The 13,264-nt window shown below is 45.8% G+C and carries 9 protein-coding genes; 4 read left to right on the top strand and 5 right to left on the bottom strand.

The window, feature by feature from the left end; translation table 11 throughout:
- Positions 1-89, top strand: an 89-nt coding sequence (locus P2G85_RS12835) for an integrase core domain-containing protein (protein WP_141107335.1), incomplete at its 5' end; no start/stop codon positions are given.
- A 58-nt stretch (positions 90-147) separates the two neighbouring features.
- Here P2G85_RS12835 and P2G85_RS12830 read toward each other — a convergent pair.
- The 5 genes from P2G85_RS12830 to P2G85_RS12810 all read right to left on the bottom strand — a co-directional run bounded on the left by P2G85_RS12830 (position 148) and on the right by P2G85_RS12810 (position 6,993).
- Positions 148-936, bottom strand: a complete 789-nt coding sequence (locus P2G85_RS12830; RefSeq protein WP_275864478.1) for a thioredoxin domain-containing protein — start codon at positions 934-936, stop codon at positions 148-150.
- A 340-nt stretch (positions 937-1,276) separates the two neighbouring features.
- Positions 1,277-3,679 carry a hypothetical protein gene (locus P2G85_RS12825; protein ID WP_275864477.1) on the bottom strand — a complete coding sequence of 801 codons (2,403 nt, stop codon included), beginning with the start codon at positions 3,677-3,679 and terminating at the stop codon, positions 1,277-1,279.
- A 576-nt stretch (positions 3,680-4,255) separates the two neighbouring features.
- On the bottom strand, positions 4,256-5,683 hold the full coding sequence (locus P2G85_RS12820; protein ID WP_275864476.1) for an alanine/glycine:cation symporter family protein: 1,428 nt from the start codon (positions 5,681-5,683) through the stop codon (positions 4,256-4,258).
- Between the two features lie 121 nt (positions 5,684-5,804).
- Entirely contained in the window at positions 5,805-6,122 is a 318-nt protein-coding gene (locus tag P2G85_RS12815) for a helix-turn-helix domain-containing protein (protein WP_275864475.1), read from the bottom strand.
- A 67-nt stretch (positions 6,123-6,189) separates the two neighbouring features.
- Positions 6,190-6,993, bottom strand: a complete 804-nt coding sequence (locus P2G85_RS12810; RefSeq protein WP_275864474.1) for an aromatic alcohol reductase — start codon at positions 6,991-6,993, stop codon at positions 6,190-6,192.
- 397 nt (positions 6,994-7,390) lie between these two features.
- On the opposite strand from P2G85_RS12810, the gene P2G85_RS12805 reads away from it, so the two are divergent.
- The 3 genes from P2G85_RS12805 to P2G85_RS12795 all read left to right on the top strand — a co-directional run bounded on the left by P2G85_RS12805 (position 7,391) and on the right by P2G85_RS12795 (position 12,968).
- A complete protein-coding gene (locus P2G85_RS12805) occupies positions 7,391-9,553 on the top strand; it encodes a GGDEF domain-containing phosphodiesterase (protein ID WP_275864473.1) in 2,163 nt (720 codons plus the stop codon).
- Between the two features lie 390 nt (positions 9,554-9,943).
- Positions 9,944-11,056: a PEGA domain-containing protein gene (locus tag P2G85_RS12800; RefSeq protein ID WP_275864472.1), complete on the top strand. Its 1,113-nt coding sequence runs from the start codon at positions 9,944-9,946 to the stop codon at positions 11,054-11,056.
- 91 nt (positions 11,057-11,147) lie between these two features.
- A complete protein-coding gene (locus P2G85_RS12795) occupies positions 11,148-12,968 on the top strand; it encodes an SUMF1/EgtB/PvdO family nonheme iron enzyme (protein ID WP_275864471.1) in 1,821 nt (606 codons plus the stop codon).
- The last annotated feature ends 296 nt before the right edge of the window (positions 12,969-13,264 follow it).

Raw genomic sequence — 13,264 nt, 5'->3', positions numbered from 1 at the left:
TAGCAGAATCCGTAGAGATCTATAATCAAATGAGGCCTCATACGGCTTTGAAATACAAAACGCCCGATGAAGTACATCGAGCGTTTTAGTTAAAAAGTGTCAACCCATATCAGGACGGGTCAATGTGATGTGATGGTATGACTCTAACTACTCTTGATTTTCTTTGGTTAACAGTTCGTCCAGCAAACTGGCGAAGACCTGGTAGTCCTGTGCGCCGACAACCAGTCTTGGGTTGATGAGTTGGTTGTTTTCAATCCGGCCGATGATAAAGCTTGGTGTTCCGCGAATCCCTAACGAAGATGCCAGTTCAATGTCTTTTTCTATTCTGTCCATCATTTTCGGATCTTCAATACAGGTGGAAAACTTGGCCATATCCAGTGACATTTCAGTTGCAGTTTGCTGATAAAAGTCGTCGTTCAGCTTTTTCACGTTGGCAAAAAAGGTATCGCGCATCGGCCAGTATTGTCCTTGTTCAAAACTGCAGTTGGCCGCGACAGCTGCGCTTTTGGCCTGTGGATGAAACTTCAAAGGGAAATCACGGGCCAGATACCTGACTTTCCCGGAATCTATGTAGTTTTGTTTTATTTTAGGGAAGGTTAGATCAGTATATCGTTTACAATACGGGCACTGATAATCGGAAAATTCTATGATAGCAAGTTGCGCTTTGTCTCCCCCCATGGAAGGAACTTGACCATTATCGTCAAAATCAGGCTGATTCGGCAGCGTCTTGAACTTTGGCTTTCTCGCGTTCACCGCAGCGGTGTTGACTTCTTTTATTTGCAAGCTGATTTCAGCCACCTCTTCCTTCAGTTGACTAATTTCTTGTTTGAGCGAAGCGACTTCTGCCTCAAGTTTACTGTCTTGTTCGGGCTGACATCCGGTGATGAATTGCAGGATAAATAGTGAAGCACATATCTGTATTCCATACTTAAGCATTCTCTGTCCCTCGTATTGAAATGACATTTTGGCCAATGGCAAATTTGCCATATCGATTGGCATAAGTAGAGTTTGTTCAATAAAACTATAGCCTCTCAGTGTGATTTACTGCTGCTAAGAATTGAAAACATACATCCATTATAGGCAATAGATGGTTTACAACCGTCTTATGTTTAAGATGGGTATAAAAAGGTGGGTATATCGTGAGCAGGTGTAAGCTTGCCGGTGGGGGATGATCTCACTTTACAATGGCAGGGAAAATGCGAAAAGGGCGGTGATATTGATCACCGCCCTTGATATTTTACCTTTTCAAATGACTTAAAGTATCAAACGTAATGCCTTAAGGTTCATTTGTGACAAAGATGAACTCTACAAGCTCGTTTACAGGCGAGCCATCACCATCATCAAAGGTGAAGATTAAGCCATCAGGACCAGTAAATAGTTGTTCTATATCTGGATTAGGCAGACCAGTTTCAAACCCTGGGTATAGCTTAATGGTAAAGCCACACTCTGTAGTTGTTCCCTGATCGATAACCAAACCAGCGGTACAGAATACGTAAGGTCCATCTCCGGCTCCATATGGTCCGAAGCCTAGGGCGGTTTCGTTGATAATCTCAAATGCCGGGCCACTCGCACCATCAGTCAGAGGTGTGCCACCAATGGTTAGGGCGGTGACGGTTACGTTATCAATACCAGTGTTTGGAAGACGGACAAATACTCTGGCTTTCATCGCTACTTCAGGGGTAATTTGCAATGGAACGTCCAGGAACTCTACATCAGCAGGGTCACTGGCATTTTTTGCTGCTCCATCGGAGTCTACACCGCGGATGGTTGCCAGGTTGGTAAGTACGTCGCCGGCATTACCTTGTACTTGCAAGGTAATTTCACAACTTGCGTATTGACCTGGTAGTAATGTCACGCCACTGCCAAGTGGTATTGGCGAACCAAGTGGATTACCGTCAATGTAATCGACGTTACATTGTGAAGTTAAGTCACTGAAAATGGCGGCACCATTAGGATCAACAACATCTTCTAACGTATCAAACGTTACACTATCCACACTGGCTGCATCGACACTGAACTCAAACTTGTACACAACGTCTTCAAAGTTGCCGCTGTCACCGGTTTCCGGTACTTGGTGGGTAACACCATCTGGCTGGCCACCGGCAGTTTTGATCAGTGCGATGATGGACGGTACATCAGTGAAGCTGACGGTGGCAGTACCACTGGCTTCATCAGTGTCATATTCATCATCTCTTGCAACGGCTGTTACAGTGTTTGAGTGGGCAGGATCGAGGAAATCACCCTCTACCAGTGCTGTAAATGTACAGGTGTATGTACCACCTGCAGGGATTGATGCACCTGTGGCACAGGTTGTACTGGTAACTGGGCCACCAACATTCAGCAGATCGAAATCAGTATCTGTGAGACTGGTGACGATAAGTGGTGAATCCCAGGTATCACTAACTGCTGCTTCATTAGTGACGACGACGGTAAACTCAACGTAATCACCCGGTTCTAGCACAGAAGTAGGATTCGCTGTTTTCGTCACACTAATATCTGGTGGCAAGTTGGTAATCGAGACCTGTCTTTCGACACTACAGTGTTCGCCCGCTACCGCACCTAGTGCAAGCGGACAAGTGGCCCCATTGACAACTGGATCTCCGTTTTTGTCTTCAAGCGTCACTTTGACCACATCCTTGTAATACTCAGGACTTTGGTCATCAGGCAGGTTTCTGTCGACGATATGTACAGTGAACTGACAGCTGTAAGTCGCACTTGGTAACACTTCATACGGTGTTCCCATCGCACAGTTTGTAGCAGTCAGGTAGACACCTTCGCCACCTGGTGCACTGGTTGGGCCCCAGAGATCCAGAGTCGCGTCATAGGTACCGTCACCATTGATATCAATCTCATCGCTCAGCGCACTGATAAACAGTGATGTCTGACTGTTAGGATTGGTAAAGCTCAAGTCAAAGGTGAACTCACCACCCGGTTCAGGGCGGGATGTAGGAGCGCCTTCAGATTTGTTGATTACCGGTGGGGCTGGTTTAATAAAGACATCGATATTAAACGTATCACAGTTACATTTTGACTTGGTGTTAGGGATCTGACCCGCATAGGGATCTTCTTCTGCAGTACAGTTATCCCGTTCCTGGTTATCCCACGCTGCACAGTAAGTGAAGTCGGCGCGGTTATCGCCGTCGTCATCGCTACACAGCATAGTGATGGTTTCGTTAGTCAGGGTGTACTGATCTGGCCCCAGAGCCTTGGTGATATCACCACACGCGTCACCATCAATGTCGACATCCGCAGTTTCGCCACTATCCCCGGGAATTGGCAGGATCATACTACAGTTCCTGAAATTACCCTGAACAACCTGAGGGCTTTGCTCAGTCAGTGGCAGATAGAATGTGGTGTCGTAACGCTCGTTAGCGTTGGTACGCACGGTCACGTCTGCCTGGAATGAGAATGTTTCCCCAAGGTTACATTCCGCATTTGGATCAAGCGGGATGACCTGGGTAATTTCCACATCGTTGGCGGTACAGTTCAGTGCATCCTGGGGTAATGAGTTCCCCGGCTCCAGCAAGTATGCATCGGCCATACACAACTTCTCTGTTGGACTCAGTGTGTAGGCGCCAGCATAAGCCGGAGACTGATTCGTTAACCCATACAGGGCCGCCGTACTTACCAGGAAGATACTGAGTATCCTGATAATTCGACTGTAAGTTAATCGTTCCATGGTTGACCTTCTTTTTCTTTCAATGAAAGTAGATAAGAGGGCTATTTGAGCGTCGGTTATATGGCACTGCCACGCGTCAAGGCTGTTACCGGCCGACAACTTAACTGCTAAGTCCTCGCTCCAAGACAACACCACCCGTGTGAACGTTAGTCACTTACGGCGTTGGGGGTGTTGATTGCCCTTAGTTACGCAAGAAACGAACCAAAAACCATCCTATTGATTTATATGTTTTTTTTTAGGTGATGGGGCTGATTTTGGCTGATGCGTGGACAGCTTGTTAACAATTTTGTAAACACAAGAGAGACAAATTCAGAAGAATGGTTTTTAAATCAGTTAGTTAGTTCAAGCTGGCGGAAACTGTAAGCAACAGGTTTACAGGTTTACAGGTTTACAGGTGAGTTGGGAATCTTTTGAGTGGAAGGCACAAGTTAGTGATGTGATAGATATTCAGTTGTTAGCGGTTGTAGAAGTACTTCTCTGCCAGGGGGGCAGTATCCTTGGATGATAGCTTTGAAGAGGACAGCTCCCCCCGGTGAATGGTCATCAGGGGGATTACTGGATACTAGTAATTCGTTTTTATTGGCCTTTTTTAACAGTCCATGCCGTGCGGTCAATGTCGAGATCCGGGAACTCGTCCGGGTTAAACTGCGGATGTTCCGCGCCTTCTTTCAGTTTTTGCCGGTAGTCTTTAAGCAAGCGGGTTGCCGTCGGGAACAGCATGATCAGCGCCAGCAGGTTCACAATTGCCAGAATCCCCATCATTGGATCGGAGAAGAAGAACACTGAAGTGGCACCCGGAGCTACCGCGCCGATGAATACAATTGCAATTACCGCGATGCGCAGAATGTGGACAGACAATTTGCGTTGAGACATGAAGGTCAGCGCGTTCTCACCCAAGTAGTAGTTGTAGATGACTGAGCTGAAAGAGAACAGCAGAATAGCAAAGGTCAGGTAGTACTGCGCCCATGAGCCCAGGTGTGAAACCAGTGATTGCTGGGTAAGTACGACGCCATCGACCCCGGATGCCCCCGGAACATAGACATTTCCGAGAAGAATAACGAAAGCGGTACAACTACAAACGATAATGGTATCAATAAATACCGACAGAGATTGGGTAATACCCTGACTGATAGGATGGGTAACGTCGGCAGTCGCTGCTACGTTAGGTGCCGAGCCAAGGCCAGCTTCGTTGGAGAATAACCCTCGGCGAAGGCCGTTAGCTAACGCCGCCCCCATACCGCCACTCACGGCTTCTTCAATACCAAAGGCGTTCTTAACGATCATCGCGATAACGCCCGGAAGTTCGGTAATGTTCATCAGGATAATCAGCAGAGCAATCCCCACATAGGCGACTGCCATGATGGGAACAATCACGTCGGCGGCTTTGGCAATACGGTGGATACCACCATAAATGATAAAGCCAACGATTACTGCCAGAAATGCGCCGGTATACATCCTGTCAATACCGAGACTGTCAGCTGCCGCACCGGCAACCGTATTTCCCTGAAATGCGTTGAAGCCAATAGCGAAAGATGCGATCAAACAAACCGCATAAACGTATGCCAGCCAGCGGTAGTCTTCACCCAGACCGTGAATAATGGTTCGGGCTGCACCGCCACGGAAGTCATCGCCTTCTTTACGTTTATATAGTTGGGCAAGAGAACACTCAACCAGACTGGTTGCCATACCAACCAGCGCAATCGCCCACATCCAGAATACTGCACCAGGACCACCTAGGGTGATCGCCACTGCAACACCAGCGATGTTACCACCGCCGACACGTCCACCAACGGAGAGTAAAAGTGCTTCGCGGCCGGAGATCGCTTTTTCATCGGCGGTCTGGTTCTTGTTCAGTAAAACACGGAACATCCGCTTAAAGAATCTGAACTGAACAAAATCAGTGACAATGGTAAAGAAGAGGCCGAAGATTACGAGGAATGGAACCAGAGACCAACCCCATGTCAGGTCGCCAATTATTCCGAAGAAGGATTCTAAAATTTGCATCAGTACTCCTTGATGTAACCATATATTGTTATCCAAATAATAGTGCTTATTATTGAGTTGCGGATCTGACTCTGCTTTCTAAAGCATAGGTATAGATCAAGCGTTTAGCAGGAAAAAATCCTTATTTTATCAACGGCGTTAATTTTGCCAGCGTATATTGTGTTTGGAAGCGGGCAGGAGTGAGTGAAGTGTGTTTTTTAAAAAACTTGACGAAATTACTGGCATCGTCGAAACCAACATCATAAGCCAGCTGCTGAATTGGGGGCTGATCCAGCACCAGGCGTCTTTTGGCTTCTAAAATGGTATATCCATCGATCAGCTGTTTGGCGGTTTGGTTGGTTGCCAGTTTACAGATATGGTTTAAGGTCTTATAGGTCGTATGTAGTTGTTCGGCATAATGAATTGCTTCCCGGGACTGTTGGAACTGCTGTTCGAGCATTTCGATGAACAGGGAAAACTTGTCGTGCTGATCCTGGTTTAGTTTCTTATCGCACTGTTCTTGCTGGTCACACTGTTCTAGCCGTCCTCTGCGAAGCTTCAGAAATAAGGATGAGAACAGGAACATTCTTAGCCGTTATTTCATTACCTGCCTGCTGCTCCATTTGTGTAATGTACTCTGAAGAAAAATGTTCGTATTCAAACGGATGAAATGGCCAGTATTTTTTGAGCAGCGCCAGCATTTCGTTTTGGCTAAGGGCGTTGCTATCAAGCTGGACACATTTGTTCAGGGTACGATCGTCAGTCACCGCCAGAGCGGCGAGGTAACCGATATCTTCAATATCATGGGTGTAGATTGGCAGATTAAGATCACCAAATGTCGTGATCTTACGGAAATAACGCAGATTAGGCAGGAAGTAGTCGAAGATGCCGCCATTGTAAAACAGCGTCCAGCCGATGCCTGATGCAAAGAGCAACTCATGAAAACGCTTTTTGTTGTCAAATACTTCGCCGGTTCCCATTGCAAGTGCCTGGGTATGAGCGCCGAACTCGGTCGGTACAAAGCGTTTAACTCCGGCTTTGACGGCCGCCTTAAGCCAAAGGGGTTCTGATTGCTCAATGATCGGTTTTGAGCCGGGGACGCAGGCCACCAGAGTATCAACGCCCTCAAGAAGCACCGCCAGAGCGTCGATATCATGCATATCTGGGCAGGTTACAATGTTTGCTCCTTGTTGCTTAAATGCCGCCAGTTTTTCATCTTGCGCTTTACGGGTAATAATCGTGACATCATGGCCGAGTGAGAGTAAGCCTCTGGTTAAAGGCGTACCGATTTGTCCTGCCGCACCAATAACAGCAATGTGTTTTTTTCCCATATCTAGCTCCTTAGGCCTGATTAGATGCTTTTTTAGTCTCAAGAAAGCGCTGAAACGGTATAGCTCTAGCAAGCTATATCAATTGTGTATTTCACCCTAGATTCTAATTGCTCCTTACTGGTAATTTATGGTCATAGCCTGCCGGAAAATGGTTAATATCGAACCGTGCCTGGGGAGAAGGCAAGTAAATAATAATGGCGCAGAATCAGGCGTTAAAATCCTCACTCGTCGCAGTAATTAAACATTGATCGATGTTAAGACAGTCTAAATTGCTAATGTGTATTATATAAATATCAGATAAATCATATGCCTGTAATTAATGATCGAAAATGCAGAACCAACAAGGGGTCATCGCCTGAACAATTACGTTAATACGATTTCTCATGCAGAGGATAGTTTGCTTAGCCATGCTAAGCAGAACACAGATGAAGGGATGTGGGACTGGAACCTTGATACTAACGAAGTCTACTACACACCCAAATGGAAAAGCATGCTTGGCTACGAAGATCATGAACTAGAAAATCATGTTGATACCTGGAAGAAAGTTCTGCACCCGGATGATTTGCAGCCAGTATTTAGCCGCGTAAGTGAGTACGTGGAGAGTGGTTCTGATCTGTTACAGGCAGAGGTGCGGCTAAAGCATAAGAATGGTCAATATCTTTATGTTCGTGGTGTTGCCTTCAAAATCGAGAACTCTTCAGGTGAAGTCACTAACAGACTGGTGGGGTATCACATTGATATCACCCCTCATAAAAAGGAAGAACTATACAATAATAAGAGCAGAAAGATTCTGGAGATGATCGCCAGAGGTGCTCCCGCCAGTGAGGTCTACATTGAGATTGCATTATTGTTTGAAAGTCGTTATTCGGGTATGCGCTGCTCAATGCTGGAACTGGAAGGGAATACCCTGTTACATGGCGGTGCTCCAAGCCTGCCGAAAGAGTATTGCGAAGCGGTGCATGGGTTAAAAAACGGGCCGGAAGTGGGTTCGTGTGGTTCTTCTACTTATACAGGCAAACGTGTTCTGGTTGAGGATATACAAACCGATCCAAAATGGGCAGATATCAAGCAGTTTGCCCTGCCACATGGTATGCGCTGCTGCTGGTCAGAGCCGGTAAAAAGTTCGTCAGGTGACGTTCTGGGGGCTTTTGGTATGTATTACAACCACCCGGCATTGCCTACCAAAGAAGAATCAGAAGATCTCGCTGCTGCTGCGATGCTGACAGGGCTGGTTATGGAGCGGGATCAGAATCAGAAACGCATGCGACAAATGGCGTTCACCGATGAACTGACCGGGCTGCACAGCCGGGGTTATAACAATATACGGCTTAGTCAGCTATTGGATACTGCAACCAGCTCTGTCGCTAATTTCGCCGTGATGTATCTTGATTTAGACAATTTTAAGAGCATTAATGACAGTCTTGGCCATGATGTCGGCGATACACACCTCAAAGAAATGGCTGAGCGTCTGAGCCAGGTAAGCAACAATAATCACACCATATCCCGGGTGGGAGGTGATGAGTTCTGCATCGTCGTTGAAAGGTTCAAAGACAGAAACGAAATTAAACAGGTAGCTCAAGCTTATCTGAACGTGATATCCAAGCCCGCTTCAGTAGCAAATAGAAAGTTTACTCAAACCGGCAGTATTGGTATTGCGCTGTTTCCCGAGGATGGTAAGGATTTAAAAAGCTTGCGCAAAGCGGCTGATATAGCGCTTTATAAAGCGAAAGGTCAGGGGAAAAACAGCTACGCTTTTTACACTCCAGAGCAGTCCATAAAGGCAGAGCATTTTTTTAAAGTAGAGCACCTACTAAGAGAGGCTATTGAAAACCGGGATCTGAGCCTTGTTTATCAATCTAAAGTCAATCTGGAAACAGGTAAGGTTGCTGGTGTCGAGGCGTTATGCCGTTGGTATCATCCGGAGCTCGGCTATGTGTCACCACTTGAGTTTATTGCAATAGCAGAACGAATAGGCATGATCGCCGTGTTAACGGCGCAGGTCATGGAGAACGCATTCCGTCAGTTTGTCGCCTGGCAAGCGTGCGGAGTTAATATCGAAAGTATGGCGATAAACATATCACCAAGCCTGTTTACTGAACCGGATTTTGTTCCTCTTCTGGAAAGGACACTCAAGAAAACAGGAATGCGGGCAGAAGCTGTTGAGTTAGAGATAACCGAACATATTGCGCAAAATGCTCAAGAGAGTATTGCCATCATTCAGCGACTCAAATCCATAGGTTTTAATATCGCAGTTGATGATTTTGGCACCGGGTACTCTTCTTTTGCGTCACTTAAGCACATGAATATTGATGTGCTGAAGATAGACAAATACTTTATTGATGATCTGGCAGAAGACAGTAAAACAGAGCTACTGGTTGAATCAATGACGCAGATGGCACATGCACTCGGATGTGCTGTTGTTGCAGAGGGGGTTGAGAACAAGGAACAGTTGCACATCCTCCAGCTTATAGGCTGTGACTTTGCCCAGGGTTATCTACTTAACCGCCCCACAGAGGCGGAACATCTGCCGGGTGTGCTGTCTGGTCTCGGCTTACTTTAGAACACTAACAGAGATTGGATTAGCCATTTTGCATCGGGTAAGCAGCCTGCTATCTCCGGCAGTCATTTTATTGATTTGCAGGCTTGATTCCAATCATTCAGTTGACGCTGAAATTAACATGTGCAACTTGGTGCGGTCGTTTCCTTCGAAATACTTAATTTTATGTTAATTAAAAGCTCAGAAATGTGATTTGAACATGCCTTTGCGGGGGATTTTGATTTTCTTTTTGTTATACAATGCCTTGAAGGTTTGGGAGTTTGTTGTGCAAATTTTAACCATTCCTCGGTTTCTCTATATAGCTCAAAATATAAATAGAGATAAGTTGTCTATCGGGTGAATTACTATTATCCCAGTGTATAGTTTGATGCCGCGTTACATTAGCAGGGAATTATGAAAACACGTTCATTTTCAGCGCTTGCCATTGCGCTAGCTTGCTCTATGGGTTCGACTCACGTATTAGCCCAAGAAGGTGCTCAGTCAGACCTTGTTGAAACAGTCGACCAGAAAATTGAAATTAAGTATCAGGAGATTGAAGATTTAAATGCCAAGTATGATGAGCAAAAATCTTCGTTACGACAGTTACAAAACGATAAAGAGCGATTAGTGTCGGCAGGCGAAGAGTTGGTAGCCAAGAGAAACCGAGCTAAATCAGCGCTTGATAAGCAGTATGCCCGCCTACTAGAAGACCCTGACACAGACCTTGTTTCATTCCAGAAACAGTACCAGGAGAGTTGGGAGGCAGTAAAAGACAATCAAACCGAAAAGCTTACGTTAACCCAATCTATTGAAGAGTCAGAATCTCGCCTTTCGCAGCTTAAGCACAAGTTAGCTCGTTTGAACAGTGAGTACACTAATCTACAGGAATCTCGTTTAGATGCGCGTGTAAAGCGTCTGGAAACCGAGCTAAGAGAAAGTGCGGTTTTAGAATCCCGTTATACGACAAACTGTTCGTCTTCAATGACATTGGGTGAGTGTAGTAGTCAGGGTCAGTACCTAACCAAACAAAAAGCAGTTAATACCTTCAAGGGTAAACTGATTAATGAGTTGACTGAATCAGAGTTGGTTCGCCAGAACTTGCAAGGTGTACAGCTAAATATTTATGTTCAGGAAAGCCAGGTCATTGAGAGCGGTTTTTCTGGTAATGGTGATTACGCCACCCATATTCAGGCTCAACTGCAAGCAAGACCGGAAGCGACGGCAGCATGTAAACTACTTGGCTTGTCAACCCGTTATTGTTTGAATGGTCAAACTACTGCGAATGCCTCGAGCAAAAAGCAGCCGCCGAAAAGTTGGGTTAACTTAACGGTTCGTTCTGATCAGTATGGTGATGCAGTGACGATTAACGGCGTAACTTACGGTAGTACACCAGTCGAGTTGATGCTACCAAAAGGTAAGCATCAGGTGACGGTATCAAAGCCGGGTTATGAAACCTACAATCGCGAAATTTACCTCAACAATCGCGATACGGTTTGGGTGAAACTGGCTGAAAATAACAAAGGCTAAGTTCATTTAGTACTTCTGAATTATCGCCACTTTGCCATATAAAATGGAAAAGTGGCGTTTTGCGTTATAACTATAAATATGAGTAGGAACAATGCGTTACGGTTTATCTGCATTTGTGTTGGCGATGGTCCCTTCACTTGCATCACTGCCCACATTAGCTCAAATTGAGTCGAGTCAGACTCCAACCGCGATCCAAGGTACGCTATTTGAGAAAAACTCAGAGCTACGGGTCGCGAAACAAAATGTTTCTGAAATTAAAGCACGGCTTAGTAATCAAAAAGAGCAGCAGGCAAGATTGTCGAAGCAAATTGCCGGGCTGAAAGGAAAACTGGAAAAAGCGAAAGCTCAGTTGTCGGCAGATTATGCGAAGATGATCGATGAGCCAGAACTGGATATTACTTCTAGTCAGCAACACTACCACAGTGCCTGGAATAAGCTAAAGACCGCACAATCAGACTTGTTAGCCTCTGAGCAGAAACAAGAGGAAATTAAAGCCGAACTGTCTGAGGCTCAAGCGATTCAAAATCAAGTTGAACTGACTATCCATGAGCTAAGCGAAACGAAAAAACGTGCCCGAGTAGCACTGCTTCGCAAAGAAATTCAAAAGACTGGTGTAGAAACAGTAAGCTACGTAAACACCTGTACAAATGATATGACGCTAGATGCCTGTAAGAAGCAAACTGTGAACTTAGCGCTGCAAAAAGCGGTAGGTCAGTTTAAATCAGCTGTTATTTCAGATACCTCAGAGTCACAAATTGTGGCACAAAACCAGGGCTCTGCTTCCTTGAACATTCATGTGTCAGAATATTCTGAGAGTGCATCTCGCTTTTTTGACCAGAACCGATATAAAACCACCCTGAAAGTTGGACTCAACTCAAAACCGGCGGATAACGCGGCCTGTAAGTTACTGAATTTGGGTTCAAAGTATTGTTTCGCTCCATCAATATCTGAAGAGCAATCACAGAGCGTAGAGGTCGCCTGGCATACAGTGGTGATTCGCTCCAGCCAGTTTGATGACCGTGTCATGATTGATGGTGTTCGATACGGCTCTACGCCGGTTGAAGTAATGTTACCGGGTGGTACGCATCAAATCACTATCGAAAAAGAGGGTTATAAATCATTTAGCCGTCAATTTACGATAGGGCAGGATCAAACCATTCGCGCTAACCTCGTTGCTAAAACTAATGCTCCGAAAGCGGGTGAAATTTTTGCTGATTATATTAATGAGAATACCACTGCACCAGAAATGTCGGTTGTCACGGCAGGTGCCTATCTGGTCGGTGAAAAAGCATCGAGACAGGTCACCATCAATAAAGGTTTTGCTTTGGGTATTGCGCCCGTTACAGTGAGTGAGTTCAAAACGTTTGTTGCTGCGACGGGGTATGAAACTGACGCTGAGTTAACTCATCTTTGTACCATGATCGACCAAGCGGCTATTGTGCCGGTTACTGGTAATAATTGGCAGTCACCAGGCTATAAGCAAAATTCTGATTATCCGGTGGTGTGTGTCAGCCAAAACGATGCCAACGCGTATGTAAAATGGTTATCGAAGCAGACCGGATACAATTACCGCTTACCTTCTGAAGATGAATGGGAGATCGCAAGTCGGGCTGGTTCATCAGAACGGTATTGGTGGGGAAGTGAGTTTGGTGTTGGACGGGCAAATACCGGCTGGGGTGGAACGCCGTGGTCAAACCAAAGTGCGTCACCAGTAAAATCGTTCGCTGCTAACCGGTTAGGTATGTACGATATGGTAGGTAATGTATGGGAGTGGACAGCAGAAGCGAAAGGTTTGCTGAAAGGCGGGGCCTGGAGTTTCTCCGCAGATAAAGCCACATCGGAAGCTCAACTGTTTGTCTCGCCGTCGTCAGCTGCTAACTTTGCCGGCTTTAGGGTTCTAAGAGAACTGTAAAACAGGAGGGGGGAGCCTCTCCTGAGTAGTTCGACTAAGGCCACGTCTTGCTCCTTATATTAACAGCTGCAAGATCGTGGCCTGATTGATCCTTTCACCACTGAAAGCCTTACCCAGCCACTACAGAAAGTATTGTTCCAACCGGTGTCAGTTGATATGACGCATCTGGAAATCAGCACAACATCAAAAATCAAACAAGTAACGGACGTTTGAAAAGGGTACGCCAGTTGTCGTTGTGGTGAGAAAGATTCAGGGTGCACGCCAAAGAGAAAAATTATAAACACAATTACCTATTT

This window comes from Vibrio sp. CAU 1672, assembly GCF_029223195.1.
GTDB lineage: Bacteria > Pseudomonadota > Gammaproteobacteria > Enterobacterales > Vibrionaceae > Vibrio.
The sequence above is the reverse complement of the archived record's forward strand: the minus strand, read 5'-3'. Positions and strand labels throughout refer to the sequence as shown.